Source organism: Chitinimonas koreensis, from assembly GCF_014353015.1.
GTDB lineage: Bacteria > Pseudomonadota > Gammaproteobacteria > Burkholderiales > Chitinimonadaceae > Chitinimonas > Chitinimonas koreensis.
Genome location: NZ_CP060704.1, coordinates 2,720,342 through 2,742,605, shown reverse-complemented (window position 1 = coordinate 2,742,605; position 22,264 = coordinate 2,720,342). Strand labels below are relative to the sequence as shown.

Annotated in this window: 10 protein-coding genes; all 10 read right to left on the bottom strand. The window is 70.3% G+C overall.

The window, feature by feature from the left end; genetic code table 11:
* Positions 1-21: 21 nt before the first annotated feature.
* Positions 22-1,134, bottom strand: coding sequence for a response regulator (locus H9L41_RS11485; protein ID WP_028447152.1), 1,113 nt, complete (start codon positions 1,132-1,134; stop codon positions 22-24).
* A gap of 132 nt (positions 1,135-1,266) precedes the next feature.
* The gene (locus H9L41_RS11480; RefSeq protein WP_051319231.1) at positions 1,267-4,329 is read right to left on the bottom strand and encodes a hybrid sensor histidine kinase/response regulator; all 3,063 of its coding nucleotides are present in this window, start codon (positions 4,327-4,329) and stop codon (positions 1,267-1,269) included.
* A gap of 52 nt (positions 4,330-4,381) precedes the next feature.
* Entirely contained in the window at positions 4,382-4,894 is a 513-nt protein-coding gene (locus H9L41_RS11475; RefSeq protein WP_157462058.1) for a putative pterin-binding protein, read from the bottom strand.
* 110 nt (positions 4,895-5,004) lie between these two features.
* Entirely contained in the window at positions 5,005-7,485 is a 2,481-nt protein-coding gene (locus H9L41_RS11470; RefSeq protein ID WP_187523847.1) for a response regulator, read from the bottom strand.
* A 13-nt stretch (positions 7,486-7,498) separates the two neighbouring features.
* Positions 7,499-8,644, bottom strand: coding sequence for an FIST signal transduction protein (locus H9L41_RS11465; protein ID WP_187523846.1), 1,146 nt, complete (start codon positions 8,642-8,644; stop codon positions 7,499-7,501).
* Positions 8,645-8,722: 78 nt separating this feature from the next.
* Positions 8,723-14,329: a PAS domain S-box protein gene (locus tag H9L41_RS11460; protein WP_187523845.1), complete on the bottom strand. Its 5,607-nt coding sequence runs from the start codon at positions 14,327-14,329 to the stop codon at positions 8,723-8,725.
* A gap of 54 nt (positions 14,330-14,383) precedes the next feature.
* A complete protein-coding gene (locus tag H9L41_RS11455) occupies positions 14,384-15,520 on the bottom strand; it encodes an ABC transporter substrate-binding protein (RefSeq protein ID WP_028447155.1) in 1,137 nt (378 codons plus the stop codon).
* Complete coding sequence (locus H9L41_RS11450; protein WP_265584012.1) at positions 15,517-16,671, bottom strand: hybrid sensor histidine kinase/response regulator; 1,155 nt, start codon at positions 16,669-16,671, stop codon at positions 15,517-15,519. The genes H9L41_RS11455 and H9L41_RS11450 overlap by 4 nt, the downstream gene beginning before the upstream one ends.
* A complete protein-coding gene (locus tag H9L41_RS11445) occupies positions 16,620-17,117 on the bottom strand; it encodes a response regulator (protein ID WP_187523844.1) in 498 nt (165 codons plus the stop codon). Before H9L41_RS11445 ends, H9L41_RS11450 begins: the two co-directional genes overlap by 52 nt.
* A gap of 365 nt (positions 17,118-17,482) precedes the next feature.
* The gene (locus H9L41_RS11440) at positions 17,483-22,243 is read right to left on the bottom strand and encodes a response regulator (RefSeq protein WP_051319234.1); all 4,761 of its coding nucleotides are present in this window, start codon (positions 22,241-22,243) and stop codon (positions 17,483-17,485) included.
* Positions 22,244-22,264: the final 21 nt, after the last annotated feature.

Here is a 22,264-nt window from a genome sequence, read left to right as displayed (position 1 = left end):
TGTCCTCGGCGGCCAGGCGTCCTAGACCAGCTCGACGTCCTGGAAGCGCGCGGCGATGCCGCGGAACTTCTCCTCGATGGCCAGGAAGGCGTCGAGCACGTCCGGGTCGAAATGGGTGCCGCGGCCGGCGCGCATGATGTCGAGCGCCTCGTCGTGGGTGAAGGCCGGCTTGTAGACGCGCTTGGAGATCAGCGCGTCGTAGACGTCGGCCACCGCCATCAGCCGCGCCGACAGCGGGATCGCGTCGCCGACCAGGCCTTCGGGATAGCCCGAGCCGTCCCATTTCTCCTGGTGCGAGTAGGCGATCTCGCGCGCATAGACCAGGAAGCCGTTGCTGCGGCCGAGGTATTGCTCGACCGACAGGATGGCGTCGCGGCCGAAGACGGTGTGCAGCTTCATGGTCTCCCACTCGTCCGGGTCGAGCTTGCCGGGCTTGAGCAGGATGCGGTCGGGCACGCCGACCTTGCCGATGTCGTGCAGCGGCGCCGACTTGTAGAGGAGGTCGATGTTCTCGTCGGTCAGCTCTTCGGCGAAGCGCGGATGGTCCTGCAGCGCGTAGGCCAGCGCCGAGACATAGTTCTGGGTGCGGCGGATATGGTTGCCGGTCTCGTTGTCGCGCGTCTCGGCCAGGCTCGCCATCGCGTGGATGGTGGCGTCGCGCATCAGCTCGACTTCCTTGGTGCGCTCCTTCACCTGCTGGTCGAGGTAGGCGTTCTGGTCCTGCAGGAAGCGGCGCGCGTTGCGCACGGTGAGCTGGGTCTCGACCCGCACCAGCACGATCGGCGGCGAGATCGGCTTGGTGATGTAGTCGGCGGCGCCGAGCGAGAGGCCGAGCCGCTCGTCCTCGACCTCGGTCTTGGCGGTCAGGAAGATCACCGGGATGTCGGCGGTGTCCGGGTCGGACTTGAGCCGGCGGATCACTTCGTAGCCGTCCATCTCCGGCATCATCACATCGAGCAGGATCAGGTCGGGCGGCGGCTGGGTGGCGGCGAGCCTGAGCGCCTTGGCGCCGCCGTTGGCGAGCTTGACCTTGTAGCTGTCCTTGAGCAGGTCGGACAGCAGCATGAGGTTGTCCGGCGTGTCGTCCACCACCAGGATGGTCGGCTTGTCGGTGAAGTCCAGGGCGTTGCTCATGGGGTGAATCTCCTCTCGAGTTCAGAGTCTTGGCGTGGGCTGCAGCGCGCCTGGTCGGAAATGGGTCCGCGATCGTAGGCCCATTTCCGGCGAAACCCGCTGCGGGTGCCCGCCCCCTAGGCTAACAGTAACCTAGAGTGCGAGCGATTTTTCGGCGGCCGCGGCCAGCAGGGCCTCGCGCGCGGCGTCGAAGTCGAAATCGTCGAAGCCGCGCCGGATGGTCTGGGCGGCCTGGCCGCCGAAGGTGGCGCTGAATTCGGCGGCGATCCGCTCGAACAGCACCATCGCCTCGCGGTCGCAATCTTCCATCAGGCCGGCCAGCCGCTGCAGGTCGTCCAGCCAGTCTTCCAGCGGCCGCGCGGCGACCGCGGCGGCGGTCTCCACCTCGGCCGGCAGCTCGGCGTCGAGCATGGCGCACAGCGCATCGAGCGCGGCGCGGGTGACGTCCAGCAGCGGCGCCAGCTCGACCGGCCCGGCGTGGGCGCGCAGCGCCTGTTCGAGCTCGGCGGCCGGCGCCTGCACCTCGCGCGCTCCGATATTGCCGGACACGCCCTTGAGCGTATGGGCGAGGCGCTCGGCCGTGGCGTAGTCGCCGGCGGCCACCGCTTCGGCCACCGCCGCCGGCGCCGCCGCCTGCTCGCGCCGGTAGCTGCGCAGCAGCTTGAGCAGCAGCCGCGCATTGCCGTTGACGCGCGCCAGCGCCGTCGGCAGGTCGATGCCGGGCAGGCTGTCGGGCAGCACGCTCGCCTCGGCCTGGCCGGCTTCCGCCGCCGGCCCGCTCGGAGTCGCCACCTGCTTGGCGGCCAGCCGCTGGGCCAGCAGCCGGTACAGCGCGGCCGGGTCGATCGGCTTGGTGACGTGGTCGTTCATGCCCTCGGCCAGGCAGCGCTCGCGTTCCTCGATCATGGCGTGGGCGGTCATGGCGATGATCGGCAGCGCGTCGAAACGCGCATCGGCGCGGATCGCCAGCGTCGCCTCGTGGCCGTCCATCACCGGCATCTGCAGGTCCATGAACACCAGGTCGTAGTGGTCCGGGCCGTGCCGCTGCAGCGTTTCGACGCCCTCGCGGCCGTTGCCGGCCAGGTCGACTTCGATGTCGGCGGCAGCCAGCAGCTCGACCGCGATCTGCTGGTTGATGTCGTTGTCCTCGACCAGCAGCACGCGCGCGTTCTCGAAGCAGGGGATCTGGCCGGCGGCGGCGTGGCTCTGCGCAGCATAGTCGGGCGAGAACAAGCCGACCAAGGTGTCGACCAGGCTCGACTGGTTGATCGGCTTGACCAGGAAACCGTCGATGCCGGCCGCCTCGGCCGCGCTGCGCACTTCCTCGCGGCCGAAGGCGGTGACCAGCACCACGCGCGGCGGCTCGGGCAGGTCGAACATCGCGCGCTGGGCCAGCTCGATGCCGTTCATGCCCGGCATCTGCCAGTCGGCCAGCAGCAGCCGGTAGGGCGCCTCGCCCGCCTGGGACAGGCGGCCCAGCGCCGCCGGGCCGTCGGCCACCGCGTCGATTTCGAGCGGCAGATTGCCCAGCGCTGCCACCATCACATCGCGCGCCACCGGGTTGTCGTCGACCACCAGCACCTTGAGGCCGTTGAGCGCCTCGGGCAGCACCCGGCCGCGCTGCTCGGCCGCCTCGCCGATCTCGAGCCAGCAGGTGAACTGGAAGCGGCTGCCGACGCCGGCCTCGCTCTCGACCCAGATCTGGCCGTCCATCATCTCGACCAGCCGCTTGGAGATGCTGAGGCCGAGGCCGGTGCCGCCGAACTTGCGGGTGGTCGAGCCGTCGGCCTGGGTGAAGGCCTGGAACAGCCGGCCGGCCTGCTCCGGCGTCATGCCGATGCCGGTGTCGCGCACGCAGAACTGCAGCTGGGCGCGGCCCTGTTCCTCGTCGATCATCCGCGCCGACAGGTGCACCTCGCCGCTTTCGGTGAACTTGATCGCGTTGTTGACCAGGTTGACCAGCACCTGCCCCAGCCGCAGCGGATCGCCGCGCAGCGCGCGCGGCAGGTCGGCCGGCACGTCGAACAGGTATTCGAGCTCCTTGTCGTGCGCCTTGCCGGCGGTGACGGTGGCGACGTTGGACAGCACCTCGTCGAGATCGAACTCGACGATCTCCATGTCGAGCTTGCCGGCCTCGATCTTCGAGAAGTCGAGGATGTCGTTGATGATCCCCAAGAGGGCGTTGCCGGCGTTGTGGATCTTCTGCACGTAGTCGCGCTGCTTCGGTTGCAGGTCGGTGCGCAGCGCCAGGTGGGACATGCCGATGATGGCGTTCATCGGGGTACGGATCTCGTGGCTCATGTTGGCCAGGAACATCGACTTCATCTTCGACGCTTCCTCGGCGGCCTGCCTCGCCACCACCAGCTCGGCCTCGTGCTCGCGCAGGATCCGGTTGACCTGGGCCAGCTCCTCGGTGCGCGCCGTGACCCGCGCCTCCAGTTCGTCCTCGTTGCTCAGCAGCGCCTCCATCAGGTGGCGCTGCGCCGCCAGCATCTGCTGCTGCGACTCGAGCGCCTCGGCCTGGGCGCGCTCGCGCTGGCGCGCCTGGCGCAGCAGGGCGAACACCAGCAGCGCGGTCAGCAGGCACTGCGACACCGTCAACGCCACGCCGAGCATGATCTGGCGGCGGATCTGCGCATTGCGGTTGTTGGTCTGCCGGCCGGCGCCGTGCAGGCCGGCCAGCGACAGGTTGCGGATCGGGTCGCGCAGCGCGTCGACCCGCTCGTTCAAGGCCGCCAGCGACTTGGCGTCGAGCTTGCGGTCCGGCTGGCTGCCCAGGTAGTGGTCGGCCTCGGCGACGAAGGCCGCCAGCTGGTCCATGGTCGGCCGGTAGACCGGGTCCTGCTCGGCCATCGGCCGGAAGCCGCCCTCCTGCAGCGGGTTGATGCGGCTGACGAACAGGTCGTAGCGCAGCTGCAGCTCGTCCTCGTCGATGCCGTCCGGCCCGATCAGGCTGCGGTCGATCGCGTGCGCCAGCCGCTGGTATTCGACGTCGATCTGCACATAGGCCCACAGCGCGTTGTCGTCCTGCGCGTGCAGGCTGTCGCGCAGGTTGTCGAACTGCACCGATTGCAGCAGCACGATGCCGCCGAACACGGCGATCAGCGCGAAGGCGACGGTCATCACCAGGCGCCGGGCGCGCTTGGCTTTGTCGTCGGATACGAGGTCCGCCGCAAGGGCGGTGGCAGTCGTCATGGGTCGGTCGAGGCGGTCGGGTTGGACGGTCGGGATCGGGCGGCGGCGCGGATCACTGCACCTGCAGGGCCTTCAGCTGCCAGGCCGCGCGGTTGTAGTAGATCTCGGTACGCAGTTCGGGCTTGGTATCGAAAGGGTAGACGATGAACAGCGGACCCTTCTCGCGGACCGGCATCGGCTTGTCGTCGAGCAGGCGGGCCACCACCACGTCGTAGCGGGTGGAGTCGTCGACCGGGATCTCGGTCTTGTAGTCGTTCAGCGCCACCGCCAGCAGCTTCTGGCCCTTGGCGCCGGCCGCGGCCAGCACGTCGCGCAGCAGCGGGCCGGTGAACTTGACCGGCTTGGGATACCACGGCGTCTGGGTGGTGAAGGTGTGCTGCGGCAGCTTCTCCAGCATCGCCATGTCGAAGGTGGCGCCCTTGGCGGAATTCGTCTGCTCGACCTTGCCGCTCAGGGTCAGCACTACCTTGCCGCTCGGCTTGTCGAGCGCCCAGCCCGGCGTGGCGGCGAGCGCCGCGGCCAGCAGCAGGGCGGCTTTCAGGGAAGTCGGGGTGAATCTGCTCATCATGCTTTCCTCTCCGGTTCTGTCGTGAATGTGCTGCGGTGGATGGGGCGGGGCGGCCGCGCCTCGCTCGGGCGTGGCCTGGGTCGGGTTGGGGCGGTGGGCGCGCATGGTCAGAAGTCCACTTCGTGCGCGGCATAGCGCAGAGCTTCGAGCGAACTGTCGAAGTCGAATTCGTCGAAGCCGCGGCGGATCGCCTGCACCGCGCCCTGGCCGAAGCTGGCGCCGAACTCGGGCGCGAGCTGGTCGAACAGCACCATCGCCTCGCGATCGCAGCTCTCGATCAGCCCGGCCAGCCGCTGCAGGTCGTCCTGCCAGGCCTCGGGCGAACGGGCGGCGATGGCGGACGCGGCGCCGGTCTCGGCCGGCAGGCCGGCGTCGAGCCGGGCCGCCAGCGTATCGAGCGCCGCCTGCAGCGCGGCCAGCGGGCCGGCCAGCGCGGCCGCCGGCGGCTGCGTCCTGAGCAGGCTCTCGAGCGCGTCGGCCTGCGCCGCCACCGCGCTGGCGCCGAGATTGCCGGCGACGCCCTTGAGCGTGTGGGCCAGCCGCTCGGCCGTCAGGTAGTCGCTGGCGGCCGTCGCCGCGGCGATCACCGCCGGCGCCGCCGCCTGGTCGCGGCGGAAGCTCTGCAGCAGCTTGAGCAGCAGTTTCTCGTTGCCGTTGACGCGGCCGCGCGCGGCAGCGAGGTCGAAGCCCTCGATCGCGTCCGGCAGCAGCTGCGCGCGGGCATCGGCCGCGGCCGGCTGGTCCGGGCTCAGCCTGGCGGCCAGCCACTGCGCCAGCAGCGCGTACAGCGCGGCCGGGTCGATCGGCTTGCTGATATGGTCGTTCATGCCTTCCTCGAGGCAGCGCGCGCGCTCCTCCAGCATGGCGTGGGCGGTCATGGCGACCACCGGCAGGTCGGCGTAGCGCGCATCGGCGCGGATGTTCCGGGTCGCCTCGTGGCCGTCCATCACCGGCATCTGCAGGTCCATGAACACCAGGTCGTAGTGGTCCGGCGCATGCCCGGCCAGCCGTTCGAGCGCCTCGCGGCCGTTGTTGGCGACGTCGACCTCGAGGCCGGCCGATTCGAGCAGCTCGATCGCGATCTGCTGGTTGATCTCGTTGTCCTCGGTCAGCAGCACGCGCGCCGCCGCGAAGCGCGGGATGCGGCCGTCGCGGCGGACCGGCACCGCGGCGGCCTGCTCGGGCGCGAACAGCTCGACCAGGGTGTCGACCAGCATCGACTGGTTGATCGGCTTGAGCAGGAAATCGTCGATGCCGGCCGCTTCGGCGGCATTGCGCACTTCCTCGCGGCCGAAGGCGGTGACCAGCACCACCCGCGGCGGCTCGGCCAGCTCGGCCTGGGCGCGGCCGGCCAGCTGGATGCCGTTCATGCCGGGCATCTGCCAGTCGGTCAGCAGCAAGCGGAACGGCCGGTCCCGTACACCGTGCAGTGCCGCCAGCGCCTCCTGCGGACCGGCGACGGCCTCGGCCTCGACCGGCAGCTCGGCCAGCGCGCCGAGCAGCACTTCGCGCGCCACCGGGTTGTCGTCGACCACCAGCACCTTGAGGCCGTTGAGCGCGTCGGGCAGCACGCGCGCATGGCGGGCGGCGGCCTGGCCGGTGGCGAGCCGGCAGGTGAACAGGAAGCGGCTGCCGACGCCGGCCTCGCTCTCGACCCAGATCTGGCCGTCCATCATCTCGACCAGCCGCTTGGAGATGCTGAGGCCGAGGCCGGTGCCGCCGAACTTGCGGGTGGTCGAGCCGTCGGCCTGGGTGAAGGCCTGGAACAGCCGGGCCGACTGTTCCGGCGTCATGCCGATGCCGGTGTCGCGCACGCAGAACTGCAGCTGCACGTGGCCGGCCTCTTCGGCCAGCAGCCGGGCCGACAGGTGCACCTCGCCCTGTTCGGTGAACTTGACCGCGTTGTTGACCAGGTTGATCAGGATCTGGCCCAGCCGCAGCGGATCGCCGCGCAACGCGCGCGGCAGGTGGGCCGGCACGTCGAACAGGTATTCGAGATCCTTGTCCTGCGCCTTGCCGGCGGTGACGGTGGCGACATTGGCCAGCACCTCGTCGAGGTTGAAGTCGACCGCTTCCATGTCGAGTTTGCCGGCCTCGATCTTCGAGAAGTCGAGGATGTCGTTGATGATCCCCAAGAGGGCGTTGCCGGCGTTGTGGATCTTCTGCACGTAGTCGCGCTGCTTGGGTTGCAGGTCGGTGCGCAGCGCCAGGTGGGACATGCCGATGATGGCGTTCATCGGGGTGCGGATCTCGTGGCTCATATTGGCCAGGAACATCGACTTCATCTTCGATGCGTCCTCGGCCGTGCGCCGCGCCGCGCGCAGCTCGTCGTTGGCGGCGGTGAGCTCCTGGGTCGACAGCTCGAGGCTGCGCGAGCGCAGCGTCAAGTCGCGGTCGAACTGCTCGTAGCCATCCTGCACCATGCCGAGGAAGCCGGGCAGGCTGCTGCCGAGCGCCTGCAGCCGGGCGCGGTGCTCGGGCCGGTCGGGCTCGGCCAGCGCCTGCTGCAGCGCTGCCAGCGCTTCGTCGGAATCGACCTGCAGGCTGCGCCGAAGCTGTCGCAGCAGGGTCTTGTTGTGCAGTGCCATGATCGCGGTCGGCTCAGGCGGGTTCGGACAGGTAGGTGACCGTCATGGTCTGGTTGTGCAGCTTGCAGTCCACGCCCTGGATGTCCGGCGCCATCTCGCCGTAGGAATAGAAGCCGGCCAGCGTGGTGCGGCGGCCGAACAGGTCGGCCACCGCCTCGATCTCCTCGTCGACGCGGGCGCCCATCACCAGCTTGCGGCCGACGCAGCTGACCAGGATGGCCAGCGCGTCGCCGCCGTCGGCCGAGCCGGCCAGCGCGCGCGAAGCGGCTTCCTCGGCGCCGTCGACCAGCGAATCGGTGCTGGCGTGCATCAGCCGCACGAAGCCGTCCTCGATCACCTCGCCGGCCAGCACCAGCATGCCGTCGGTCTCGTCGACGCCGAGGATGGTGCGGATCAGGCCGACCTGGTCCTGGTCGGCGCCGAGCATCTCGAACGGGAACAGCAGGCCGGAGGCCGGCAGGTCGCGCGCGTAGTCGCCGAGGTAGCGCTTGTAGATTTCCAGCGCCGGCTCGCCGTCGAGCTCGTACAGCAGGTTGCCGACGCTGCGGGTGACCCGCCGGGCCGGGCCGAACGGTTCCCAGCCGTGGCAGGAACCGTGGCTGACGCGCAATTGCGTGCCGTAGAGGCCGACGGCGACCACCAGGCGGGCACCGATGCGGCCGTCGGCCAGCGTCAGCGTGCCGGCGAAGGCGCCGCCGTCGCCGGCCAGGCCGCCGCTGATGCCCACGCCGGCCGGCAAGGCAGCGGCGAGGCCGGCGATCAGCGCGCTGCCGTTGATGTCGATGCCGGGGCCGAACAGCAGCACCGCCTGCAGGTCGTCGGCCTGCAACTGGCCGGCCAGGCGGCTGCCGGCTTCGTGCGAATCGGGGATGTCGGCCACCTCGGTGGCGGCCAGCGCGACGCGGGTCTGCTCGAAACGCACCGCGGTCAGCACCAGGGTCTGGTCGAGCACGCCGTCGGCCGAGATCTCGCCGGCGGTCGAGCAGCCGGCGATGCGGCAGCCGGGCAGGGCGGCGGCGAGGCGGGCGGCCAGCTCGGGCTCGCCGATCTTCTCGATCGAACCGAATACGAGCAGCAGTTGCGGATCGAGCGCGGCGAGGGCCTCCAGCGCCTCGGTCAGCACGCCGGGTCGATCGAGGGCGAATTGCCTGATTTGCATCATCTGCTCCTGGACATTCCCGCGGCGCGCAGCGGTGCGGCCGGGCGGGATGGGGTGGACGGGCGGGTTGTCATGCCATCACAAGCTCAGCGACTTGTCGGCGGCGGCGCTCAGCAGGGCCTCGCGTGCGGCGTCGAAGTCGAATTCGTCGAAGCCGCGGCGGATGGTCTGCACCGCGCCGTGGCCGAAGGTGGCGCCGAATTCGTCGGCGACCCGGTCGAAACGCACCATCGCCTCGCGGTCGCAGTCCTCCATCAGCTCGGCCAGCTGGCGCAGCTCGTCGAGCCAGGCTTCGAGCGGACGGGCGGCGACCACCTTGGCCGCCTCGGTCTCGGCCGGCAGGCTGGCGTCGAGGCCGGCCATCAGCAGATCGAGCGCGCTCTGCAGCGCGGCCAGCGGTTCGGCCAGCCCGGCGGCGGGCGTGCCGGCCTTGAGCGCGGCCTCGATCTCGCCGGCCAGGCCCTGCACCGAAGGCGCGCCGAGATTGCCCGACACGCCCTTGAGCGTATGGGCCAGCCGTTCGGCCGTGGCATGGTCGCCGTCCGCCATGGCGGCGCGGATCGCCTCGGGCACCGCCGCCTGGTCGCGGCGGAAACTGCGCAACAGCTTGAGCAGCAGCTTCTCGTTGCCGTTGACGCGGTGGCGCGCGGCGCCCAGGTCGAAGCCGTCGATCCGCTCGGGCAGCACCGCTTCGGCCGGCGCTTCCGCCGCGGCGGGCGCGGCGTCGCCGAGCTTGGCGGCCAGCCATTGCGCCAGCAGCGCATAGAGCGCGGCCGGGTCGATCGGCTTGCTGATGTGGTCGTTCATGCCTTCCTCGAGGCAGCGCGCGCGCTCCTCCAGCATGGCGTGGGCAGTCATGGCGATGATCGGCAGGGCGGCGTAGCGCAGGTCGGCGCGGATGGTCAGCGTCGCTTCATGGCCGTCCATCACCGGCATCTGCAGATCCATGAACACCAGGTCGTAGTGGTCGGGCGCGTGCCGGGCCAGTCGCTCGACCGCCTCGCGGCCGTTGTTGGCGATGTCGACTTCGAGACCGGCCGACTCGAGCAGCTCGAGCGCGATCTGCTGGTTGATCTCGTTGTCTTCGGTCAGCAGCACGCGGGCCGCCTCGAAGCGCGGGATCCGGCCGGCGCGGTGGATCGGGCCGGCCTCGGCCTGGTCGGGCGCGAACAGCTCGACCAGGGTGTCGATCAGCGTCGAGCGGCTGATCGGCTTCTGCAGGAAGGCGTCGACGCCGGCCGCCTCGGCCGCGCTGCGCACCGCCTCGTGGCCGAAGGCCGACACCATCACCACCCGAGGCGGCGCCGGTAGCTCGGCCTGGGCGCGGCTGGCCAGCTCGATGCCGCTCATGCCCGGCATTTGGCCGTCGGCCAGCAGCAGCTGGAACGGCTCGTTCGCCGCCAGCAGCCGCTCGAACGCCGCCTCGCCGCCGTCGACCGCGGCGACCCGCATCGGCAGGCCCTCGAAGGCGTCGACCAGGATGTCGCGCGCGACCGGGTTGTCGTCGACGATCAGCACCCTCAGGCCGTTGAGCGCGTCGGGCAGCACGCGCGCGTGGCGGTCCGTGGCCTGGCCGGTGGCGAGCCGGCAGGTGAACAGGAAGCGGCTGCCGACGCCGGCCTCGCTCTCGACCCAGATGCGGCCATCCATCATCTCGACCAGCCGCTTGGAGATGCTGAGGCCGAGGCCGGTGCCGCCGAACTTGCGGGTGGTCGAACCATCGGCCTGGGTGAAGGCCTGGAACAGCCGGCCGGCCTGCTCCGGCGTCATGCCGATGCCGGTGTCGCGCACGCAGAACTGCAGCTGCACGTGGCCGGCTTCCTCGGTCAGCAGCCGGGCCGACAGGTGCACCTCGCCGCGCTCGGTGAACTTGACCGCATTGTTGACCAGGTTGATCAGCACCTGCCCCAGCCGCAGCGGATCGCCGCGCAGCGCACGCGGCAGGCCGGCCGGGACGTCGAACAGGTATTCGAGGTTCTTGTCCTGCGCCTTGCTGGCGGTGACGGTGGCGACGTTGGCCAGCACGTCGTCGAGGTCGAAGTCGACCGTCTCCATGTCGAGCTTGTCGGCCTCGATCTTCGAGAAGTCGAGGATGTCGTTGATGATTCCCAAGAGCGCGTTGCCGGCGTTGTGGATCTTCTGCACGTAGTCGCGCTGCTTCGGTTGCAGGTCGGTGCGCAGCGCCAGGTGGGACATGCCGATGATGGCGTTCATCGGGGTGCGGATCTCGTGGCTCATGTTGGCCAGGAACATCGACTTGGCGCGCGTGGCTTCCTCGGCGTTGTCGCGCGCCTCGCGCAGCGCGTTCTCCTGCCGCTTGATTTCGGTCACGTCCATCCAGAAGCCGTTCCAGACCCAGCGGCCGTCCGGCAGCTGCGACGGCAGCGAGTAGGAATAGACGCAGCGCACGCTGCCGGCCAGGACCACGTCGTGCTCGAACTCGACCTCGCGCCGTTGCGAATCGAGCTCGCGGATCAGGTTGCAGTAGCGCTCGCGCTGCGCCTCGGGCACGTGGCGCCAGCGCGCCGCGGTATCGGCATAGATCTCGTCGGCGGCGACGCCGAGCACGTCGCGCGCCTTCTCGCTGACGAACAGGTAGCGGCCGCCGCCGCCCTCGTCGGGCTGGTACTGGAATACCGACAGCGGCAGGGTGTTGCTGAGGTCGACGATCTGTTGGCGCGTCTGCTCGGCTTCGGCGCGGGTGACCTCGAGCGCGACGTCGAGCTGCTTGCGCGCGGTGATGTCGGCCAGGTAGCCGTTGCACAGCGTGGAGCCGTCGGCCAGCCGCAGCGGCACGCCGGTCGATTCGGCCCAGCGCATCTCGCCGTCGGCGGCGTGGTAGAGCTGCAGTTCGACCTGGTAGGGCTGCAGCTCGCGCGCCGCACTCGAGATCGCCTTGCCCAGCGCGGGCAGGTAGTGGGCGTCGATGCGGTCGAACAGCGTTTCGGGCCGCTCGATGATGCTGGCCGGGGTCAGGCCCGAGATCGCCTCGATGGCCGGGCTCATGAACAGGAAGCGCCAGTTGCCTTCCGGATCGCGCAGGTACTGGTAGACGGCGACCGGCAACTGGTCGGTCAGGCCGCGGATCTGCGCCTCGGCGTGCTCGAGCGCCTCGCGCTGGGTGCGCTGCACCGTGATGTCGACCATATAGCCGTTGCACACGGTCGAGCCGTCGTCCTGCCGGTTCGGGATCGAGCGCAGCTCGACCCAGCGCGCCTCGCCGCTGAGGGCATGGGTCAGCTGCAGTTCGAGCTGCAGCGGGCTGCCCTCGTCGAGCGAGGTGGTCACCGCTGCGCGCAGGCGGGTCATGGTGTCGCCGCCGAACAGGCCGAACAGGCGGCCCGGATCGGCCTTCACCTGCTCCGGCGTCAGGCCCGAGATCGCCTCGATGGCCGGGCTGACGAAAGGCACGGTCGAGCGGCCCTCGCTGTCGACGCGATGCTGGTAGACCGCCAGCGGCAGGTTGTCGGTGATCTGGCGCACCTGCGCCTCGGCCAGCGCCAGCGCTTCCTGCTGGCGGCGCTGCTCGGTGATGTCGCGCGAGGCGACCAGCACGGTGCGGGTGCGGCCGTCCGGGCCCAGTTCGGGCGACAGCAGCCATTCGCGCCAGCTGCGGCCGTCCGGCATGTTGACCACCACGCGGCCGGTCCGGCCTGTCTCGAACACCGCGCGGATGGCGTTCTCGCGCTCGTCCGACAGCGCGTCGGACCAGCCGTTCTCGCGGTGGGTCTTGCCCAGCAGCTCGTCGACCTTGCTGTCGCTGATGCTGCTCAACGCGCGGTTGATGTACAGGTAGCGGCAGTCGGCGTCGAACCGCATGATCACGTCGGGCGAATTCTCGGTGAGCGCGCGGAACGAGGCCTCGCGCTCGTTGAGCGCGGCCAGCGCGCGGCGGACCTCGGTCACGTCCTGCCAGAAGCCGTTGATCAGCTGGTCGCCGTTCATGTCGCGCAGCGACGAGGCTTCGAGATTGAGCCAGCGGCTGGTGCCGTCGGGCGAGACCACGCGGAATTCGAACGACCAGCCGGCATCGCCGGCCAGCGCGGCCGCCAGCGCGCGCTCGAAGCCGGGCCGGTCCTCCTCCAGCACGCAGGCGAACGGCGCGCGCCAGTCGTCGAGCGCCTCGCGCACGGTGACGCCGTTGAGCGTCGCCACCTGCTTGTTGACGAAGCCGAACGCCGGCCGGCCGTCGCGCGGCACGCGCAGCTGGAACACCACCAGCGGCAGCATGTCGGTCATCTCCAGCAGCCGCCGGCGCGAGGCTTCGGCCAGGTCGCGCATCTGGTGGACCTCGGCCTCGTGGCGCTTGCGCTCGGTGATGTCGCGCACGAAGGCGGTCGCATGCCATTCGCCGGCCTGCTGGTAGCCGGTCAGCGCCAGTTCGATCGGCACCTGGCGGCCATCGGCGTGGCAGGCCTCGACCTCGGCCACCTCGCGCAGCAGGCGGCCCTCGCCGGTGCGGAAGAAATGCGCGAGGCCGGCGTCGGCCTCGGCGCGCAGCAGTTCGGGCGTGAGCAGCTCATGGATTTGCCGGCCCAGCGCCTGGGCGGCGCTCCAGCCGAAGATGCGCTCGGCGGCCGGGTTCCAGTAGTTGATGGCGGCCTTGCCGTCGATGCTGACGATGCCCTCGGGCGCGGCGGCCAGGAGGCTGCGCATGCGTTCGTCGAACTGGCGGGCGACTTCCTCGGTGCGGCGCCGCAGCGCGACGATCAGGCCCAGCGCCAGCACGGTGGCCATCACCCCGGCCGCCAGCAGCGCGCGCTTCCACAGCGGCAGCCAGCTCTCGGTGTCCTGCAGGATCACCACCCGCCACGAGCCTTCGCTGTCGAGCCAGTTGAGCATGTCGGCGGCGACCGCGTAGCGCTTGCCGCCGAACTCGGTGAAGGCACCGTCGAGCCGGACCGGCAGGCGGCCGGGCAGCGCCTTGTCGAACAGCTTGCCGAACTGGCCGCCGGCGGCCATCCGGCTGCGCTGCTCGGCGCTGATCGGGGCCGACAGCTTGAGGATCCAGTCCGGCCGGTTGGCGGCGAACACCACGCCGTCGGGCGACACCAGCATGGCCGGGTCGGCGTACTGCGACAGCAGGTCGTCGATCTTGCCGGCGTTGATCTTGATGACGTAGACGCCGATCGGCAGCGAGTAGTTGTTGACGTCGGTGCGGATCGGCGCGGCGTAGTAGATGCCGCGCTCGTTCGAATTGCTGCCGATCGCCGGGTAGACGTTGGCCTGGCCGTTGATCGCGCGGCGCCAGTAGGGGCGGTGGCTCAGGTTGCGGCCGATCCCCGGCGACTGGCCCTCGTTGTTGAGGTAGGCGAGGGTGGTGCCGTCGGCCGACAGCACGAACACGTTGTCGGCCAGGTACTGGTCGAGCAGGCCCTGGAAGTCGCCGAGGATTTCCGGATCGTCCGACGACAGCGTGCCGAACAGCAGCTGCTTGACGCTGTTCTCGACCAGGCCCATCAGCGTGGCGCCGCCCATCACCGTGCCGTTGGTGCTCTCCGATTCCATCACCACGGTGAGCCGCCGGGCTTCGTTCTGCAGCGACAGCTGGTGCTCGCTGCGGGCCAGGCGCCATTGCAGCACCAGCGCCAGCGCCGCGCACAGCACCGCGGCGGCGAACCAGCCGAGGATGAAGCGGCGATGCCGGGCGATCTGGCGGACGACGGAGTTCCACTGGGCGAGCATGCGGAATTTTCTGGAAGCGGTCGTGGGCATCGGGGTTCGATTCGGTGGAGCGCGTCAGCCGACGAGCAGCGTGGAGGCCTGGCAGCGGTAGTCACCGGCCCGGGCCGGCCGCCAGCGCGCATAGGGCAGGCGCGACCATTGCGCCGGGTCGAACAGTCGCAGCCAGCTGGCGGCGCCGGCGCGGTCGACCGGTTCGAAGATCGGCACCGTGACCTCGGCCTGGCCGCCGCGCTCGCCGCCGCGCGCGAAGTCGCGGCCCTTGCGGTAGTCGTCGAGCATCAGGACGGCGCAGGCGCCCAGCGCGAGGTGGCCGCCCGGCATGGTGTGCAGCCGGCCGGCGGCGAGCGCCTCGACGCCCTCGCGCGAAGACAGCACGCCGCTGACCGGTACGTCCGATGGACGGCCGGCCGGCCCATCGGCTACCCGGCCCGACAGCGCATCCGCCGCACCGAGCGCCATCTGGTCGTTGGCGGCCCAGACCGCGTCGATGGCGGCGTCGAAGCCGAGCAGCCGGCCGAGCTGGCGGCGGGCGTCGTCGCGCCGCCAGTTGGCGTCGAAGCTGTAGGCAATGCCGGCACGGCCCTGTTCGGCCAGGTAGCGGCGCAGGCCGAGGTGGCGGTCGGCGTCGGCCCGGGTGGCGCGCACGCCGCGCAGCACGGCCAGGCGGGCCGGCGCCGCCGCGGTCGGCCGCTCGGCCAGGACGGCGCGGGCGACCAGGTAACCGGCCTGCCGGTTGTCCGGCAGGATGGTGCCGATCCAGTGCCTGAACCTGGTGCGCGGCTGGCCGGCGATGGCCTGCTCCTGCGGATTGAGCCCGACCGACAGCAGCAGGACGTCGACCCCGGCCCGTTCGGCCGCCAGCAGCACCGGCACCATCACCGGCTTCTCGTTGACGATCAGCAGGTAGTCGGGCTTGCGTTCGGCGGCCAGCGCCTCCTGCGCCAGCGCCACCATCTTCAGGTGGTCGCGCTCGGCGTAGCGCGTCTCGAGCCTCCAGCCGAGCTGGTGCGCGGCGCCTTCCATCAGGCCGGCATAGGTGACCCAGAACGATTCGTCGTGCAGGCCCGGGTTGATGAACACCAACCGCGGCGGACGCTCGGCCGCGGCGGCCGGCATCCAGCTGCACAGCAGCAGGACGACCAGCTGCAGGACGGGCGGGGCGCCGCGACGGCGCTGCGGCTGGCGGCTCATGCTGCGGGCAGGCTCACGGTGAGGCGGGTGCGGCTGTCGTCGCCGCCCAGTTCGATCACGCCGCCCATCACCTCGGTGATCAGCTTGGCCGAGTAGGTGCCGAGGCCGGTGCCGCCGTCCTTGCCGTGGGTGACGTACTTGTCGAAGAAGGTGTCGCGGATCTCGGCCGGCACGCCGCCCTGGTTCTCGATCGAGATCACGAAGTAGCCCTCGCGCACGTAGGCGTCGATCTGCACGCCGCTGTGCTCGGGCGCCGCCTCGGCGGCGTTCTTGACCAGGTTGCCGAACAGCGAATAGCACAGCAGCCGCTCGCCCATCACCTCGCCCGCCGGCAGGTTCTGCTGGATGCGCAGGTGCTTGTAGGAGAACTGCGACTGGGTCTCCAGCACCACCTGGTTGATCACCTCGGCCAGCTTCACCGGCTGCGGGTTGGGGTGGTAGTTGCCGGTCTCCATCTTGTAGAGGTCGAGCGACAGGTTGACCATCTCGAGCGCGTCGCGCGCGGCGTTGTCGATCAGCTCGGCCGCCTCGCGCTGCTGCGGCGTCATCGGCCCTCCGCCCTCGAGCAGCCACTGGCTGGCCTGCAGGATGGCGCCGATCGGGTTCTTCAGGTCGTGCCGCGTCATGCGGTCGACGTCCTCGCGCAGGAGGGCGCTGTCCTCGAGCACCGACTGCTGGCGCTTGAGGTCGCCCATCGCCGTGGAGAGGCGCAGATGGGTGCGCATGCGCGCCTTGAGGATGGTCGGTGCGATCGGCTTGACCACGTAGTCGACCGCCCCGATCTCGAGCCCGCCGACCACGTCGTCGGGCTGGTCCTTGGCCGAGAGGAAGATCACCGGGATGTCGGCGGTGGCCGGATCGGCCTTGAGCCGGCGGCAGACTTCGAAGCCGTCCATCTCCGGCATCATGATGTCGAGCAGGATGATGTCGGGCGCCTTGGCCGCCACCAGGTCGAGCGCCTTCTTGCCCGAGATGGCGACCTTGATGGTGTAGTCGTCCTTCAGCACTTCGGCGATGACTTCGATATTGGTCGCGACGTCGTCGACGATCAGCACGGTGGAGCGCTTGAGCCGCTCGTCCAGCGGCGCGTCGAGGCCGATCACCTGGCGCGAGGACAGCGCCGGCAGCTGGCTGGTGGCCGGCCGCGGCACCGCGGCGGCGGGTGCGGCGACCGTCGGGGCGGGCGGCGGCGGGGAGGGACCGGCCGCGAGCGGCGGGTGTCGAACATCGCCCAGAACTTGGTGGTGAAGGTGTTCACCGTGAACGGTTTGACCATGTACTCGGTCACGCCCGCGGTCATCGCGGCGCGGATCTGGTTACGGTCGGTCTCGGCCGTCAGCAGCATGAACGGCACCTTGCGGTAGTGCTCGTCCTGGCGGGTCCATTCGAGCAGCTGGAAGCCGGACATGCCCGGCATGTTCCAGTCCGAGATCACCGCGGCGATCGGCTGCTTCTGCATCACGCGCTGCGCTTCGGACCCGTTGTTGGCCTGGTGGATATTGCGGAAACCCAGCTCGAACAGGATGCCCTGGATGGCCAGGCGCATCTGGCGGTAATCGTCGACGATCAGGATGTGGTGAGATTTGTCGATGGTCATGGATGGACTCAGGCTCCGTACAAGTTGAGATGTCGTCTCAACGGACTATAGCCCTTGGCGGCCCATCGCTGCGGTGTGCCGGACCGGGCGCCGCCGCGGGCGTCGGTCGGCGATCCGCGCCGGGCCGGTCGGGGCGCCGGCTCACCGCGGTGGCGGCTTCCGGTCTTGCGCCCGCGCTGTGGCGGGTAACCCCACAGCGCTTGCATTAGTTGTCGCGAATATATTGTAGTACTGCTACCTCGCCAAGCGTCGTTCGACGGGCCAGGCCACGATCCGACCGGCCAGCCTGCGGAGCGACGGGCCAAGGCCGCCGGGGCGGAAGTGGAAAGGTCTCTCATCATGGGCACGATTCCGCCGTTGCCCGACTACAGGCTGATCGCCTTGTCGGCCGCGGCGTTCAGCAGCGCTTCGCGGGCGGCGTCGAAGTCGAATTCGTCGAAGCCGCGGCGGATGGTCTGCACCACGCCCGGGCCGAAGGTGGCGCCGAATTCGTCGGCCAGGCCGTCGAACAGCACCAGCGCATCGCGGTCGCAGTCGCTCATCAGCTCGGCCAACTGGCGCAGGTCGTCGCCCCAGTCCTGCAGCGGCCGCACGGCGGCGGCCACCGTCGCGGCGGCCTCGGCCGGCAGGCCGGCGTCGAGCGCCGCGGCCAGCTGCTGCAGCGGCTGGTCCACCGCCTCCAGCAAGGGTTCGAGTTCGGCCAGCGGCAGCTGCGCGTGCAGCGCGGCTTCGAGCCGGTCGGCCGCCTGCCGTACCGCCTCGGCGCCGATATTGCCGGACACGCCCTTGAGCGTATGGGCGAGGCGCTCGGCCGTGGCGTAGTCGCCGGCGTCGACCGCCTGCCGCACCTCGGCCGGTACCGCGGTCTGGTCGCGCCGGTACTGGCGCAGCAGCTTGAGCAGCAGCTTCTCGTTGCCGTTGACGCGGCGGCGCGCCGATTCGAGTTCGAGGCCGTCGACGAGCAGGCCGGCTTCCTCGGCTGCCGGCGCATCGGCCGGGGCTTCGTCGGCCACCCGCTTGGCGGCGAGGTGGCGCAGCAGCAGCCCGTACAGCGCGGCCGGGTCGATCGGCTTGGTGACGTGGTCGTTCATGCCCTCGGCCAGGCAGCGCTCGCGCTCCTCGACCATGGCGTGGGCGGTCATGGCGATGATCGGCAGCGCATCGAAACGCGCGTCGGCGCGGATCGAGGCGGTGGCGGCGTGGCCGTCCATCACCGGCATCTGCAGGTCCATGAAGACCATGTCGTAGTGGTCCGGCGCGTGGCCGGCCAGGCGGTCGAGCGCGATCTGGCCGTTGCCGGCGACGTCGACCTCGAGGCCGGCCGCCTCGAACAGCTCGACCGCGATCTGCTGGTTGATCTCGTTGTCCTCGGCCAGCAGCACGCGGCCGGCCTCGAAGCGCGGCACCCGGCCGGCGCGCAGCGTCGCCGCCAGCTCGTCGCCGGCCGGCGCGAACAGCTCGACCAGGGTGTCGACCAGGGTCGACTGGTTGATCGGCTTGAGCAGGAAGCCGTCGATGCCGGCCGCTTCGGCGGCGTTGCGTACCTCCTCGCGGCCGAAGGCGGTGACCAGCACCACCCGCGGCGGCTCGGGCAGCTCGGCCTGGACGCGGCTGGCCAGCTGGATGCCGTTGAGGCCCGGCATCTGCCAGTCGGTCAGCAGCAGCTGGAACGGCTGTTCGGCCGACTGCAGCGCCGACAGCGCCTCGGCACCGCCGGCCACCGCCTCGACCTGCATCGGCAGGTCGGCGAAGGCGCCGAGCAGCACTTCGCGCGCCACCGGGTTGTCGTCGACCACCAGCACCTTGAGGCCGTTGAGCGCGTCGGGCAGCACCCGGCCGCGCTGTTCGGCCGCGGCGCCGAGCTCGAGCCGGCAGGTGAACTGGAAGCGGCTGCCGACGCCGGCCTCGCTGTCGACCCAGATGCGGCCGTCCATCATCTCGACCAGCCGCCTGGAGATGCTGAGGCCCAGGCCGGTGCCGCCGAACTTGCGGGTGGTCGAGCCGTCGGCCTGGGTGAAGGCCTGGAACAGCCGGGCCGACTGTTCCGGCGTCATGCCGATGCCGGTGTCGCGCACGCAGAACTGCAGCTCGACCCGGCCGGCTTCCTCGGCCAGCAGCCGCGCCGACAGGTGCACTTCGCCGCGCTCGGTGAACTTGACCGCGTTGTTGACCAGGTTGATCAGCACCTGCCCCAGCCGCAGCGGATCGCCGCGCAGCGCGCGCGGCAGGCCGGCCGGCACGTCGAACAGGTATTCCAGCCCGCGCTCCTGCGCCTTGCTGGCGGTGACGGTGGCGACATTGGTCAGCACCTCGTCGAGGTCGAACTCGACGATCTCCATGTCGAGCTTGCCGGCCTCGATCTTCGAGAAGTCGAGGATGTCGTTGATGATCCCCAAGAGGGCATTGCCGGCGTTGTGGATCTTCTGCACGTAGTCGCGCTGCTTGGGTTGCAGGTCGGTGCGCAGCGCCAGGTGGGACATGCCGATGATGGCGTTCATCGGGGTGCGGATCTCGTGGCTCATATTGGCCAGGAACATCGACTTGGCGCGCGTGGCCTCCTCGGCATTGTCGCGCGCCTCGCGCAATGCGATTTCCTGCTGCTTCTCGGCGGTGATGTCCATCCAGAAGCCGTTCCACACCCAGGCGCCGTGCGCCTGTTCGGCCGGCTCGGAGCAGGCGAACACCCAGCGTTCGAGGCCGTCGACGATCAGCCGCTCTTCCAGCTCGATGCGCGAACGCGCGAGGCAGGCCGTCTCGAGCTCGCTGCGCACGCGCTCGGCCTCGCCCGGCGCGTGGTTGCGCAGCCGCGTCTCGGGGTCGTGCAGGATGTCGCGCGCCGGCACGCCGAGCACTTCGAGCGATTTCTCGCTGACGAAGCTGTAGCCCATGTTGCCGTCGCCGTCGAGGCGGAACTGGAACACCGCCAGCGGCAGCGCATTGCTCATCTCCACCATCTGCTGGCGCGCCAGGTTGGCCTCGGTCTCGGCCTCCTGCAGCGCGGCGTCCATCTGCCGGCGTTCGGTGATGTCGGCGAAATAGCCGTTCCAGACGGTGGCGCCGTCGGCGGCGCGGACCGGGTTGGAGCTGGTCTCGATCCAGCGCATCTCGCCGGTCTTGGCGTGGAACAGCAGGAATTCGCTGCGCAGCGGCTCGAGCGTGACGGCCGAGTGCATCGTCCGCTCCTGGAAGCCTTCGAGGCTGTCCGGGTCGATCAGGTTGAAGAACGCGCTGTCGTCGGCCAGCAGCTCGTCGACGGTCAGCCCGGTGATCGCCTCGACCGCCGGCGCCATGAAGGCGAAGCGGTGGCGGCCGCTGGCCTCGAGCCGGTACTGGAACACGGCCACCTGCAGGCTGTCGGTCATCGAGCGCAGCCGCTCCTCGGTCGCCGCCAGCGCTTCCTGCTGCTGGCGCTGCTCGGTGATGTCGCGCGAGGCGACCAGCACGCTGCGCACCTGGCCTTGCTCGTCGAATTCGGGCGATAGCAGCCAGTCGCGCCAGCGCCGGCCGTCCGGCATGCTCATCACCCGGCGCACCACCCGGCCGCTGGCGAATACCTCGCGGATCGCCGCCTCGCGCTCGGCGACTTGTTCCTCAGGCATGCCGATGCCGCCATGAGTATGGCCGAGCAGCTGTTCGGGCTGGAGGCAGCGGTCGGCGGCGAAATGCTCGCCGCGGTCGATCGCGCGGTTGATGTAGAGGAACTGGCAGCCGGCGTCGAAACGCATGATCAGGTCGGGCGAGTTCTCGGCCAGCGCGCGGAAGGCCGCCTCGCGCTCGCGGATGGTTTCGGCCGCCAGCTTGAGCGCGGTGATGTCCTGCAGGTAGCCGTTCCACACCGTGGTGCCGTCCCGCTCGCGCCGCGGCAGCGCCTGCAGGTGCACCCAGTGCTGCGCGCCGGCCAGGTCGAGCCGGTATTCGCAGTCGAGCGGCGCCTGGTCGAGGCTGGCCTTGAGCACGGTGTCGATCACCCGCTGGCGGTCGGCCTCGTGCACCGTGGCGAAGCGGATGCCGGGCATGTTCAGGAGGGCGTGGCGCGGGATGCCGAGCATCGGCTCGGCCTGGTCGCTGAGGAAGGTGAAGTGCTCGGTGCGGTCGGGCCGGATGCGCAGCTGGAACACGGTGCACAGCAGCGCATTGCTCATCTCGACCAATTGCTCCTGCGCCGCCTCGGCCCGCGCGGCGGCGACCGCCAGCGCGTCCTCGGCCTTCCGCCGCTCGGCGATCTGGCGGCGCAGCGACTGGTTCCACAGCGCGATCAGCAGCAGCAGCGAGACGGCGCCGAGCAGCCAGGGCCAGTGGCGGTAGAACAGGGTGCGCAGCGAATAGCCCTGCACGATCGGCAGCCATTGCCCGGCGATCGCGCGCTGCTGCGCTTCGGGAATGTCGGCCAGCGCGTCGTTGAACAGCCGCGCCAGCGGCGCCAGCGGCTTGCGCATGGCGAAGCGCAGGTCGCTCGAGGGCAGGCCGGTGGTGTCGCGCGGCTCGAGGTTGCTCAGGTAGAGCTTGCCGATCAGGTAGTTGGCCACCACGCCGTCGCCGACGTAGACATCGGCCTTGCCCGAGGAGACGGCGCGCAGCGCGGCCTCGGTGTCGTCGACCACGATGAACAGCGGCTCGTGGCCGGCGCCGAAGCGGTTGCGCAGCAGTTCCTGCATGGCGTAGCCGCGCTCCACCGCCACCCGCTTGCCGGGCAGGTCGCCGAAGCCCTGGATGTAGTGGTCGTCGCTGCGCGCGAACACCAGGCTGTTGCTCTGCAGGTAGCTGTCGGTGAAGGTCAGGAAGGATTCGCGCTCGGGCGTCCGGACGGTCGAGGCGACCAGGTCGATGCGGCCGTCGCGCAGCGCGGCGACCGCCTCGTCCCAACTGGCCAGGTGCACGTAGTGCAGCCGCGGGCCGAGGTCCAGCCGCTTGGCCACCAGGTTCAGGTAATCGACGCTGATGCCCTCGTAGCCGTTCTCGGGCGAGACGATCTCGAACGGCGGCCAGCCGTTGCCGTAGTAGCCGACCATGATGCGCTCCTGGCGGTCGAGCCAGCGTCGGTCGTCGGCGGTGGCCTGGCCGGCGCGGCCGGGCAGGGCGGCGCAGGCGATCAGCAGGGTGAGCAGGATGCGGAATAGGAGGTTCATGTTCGGCGGATCGGTGGATCG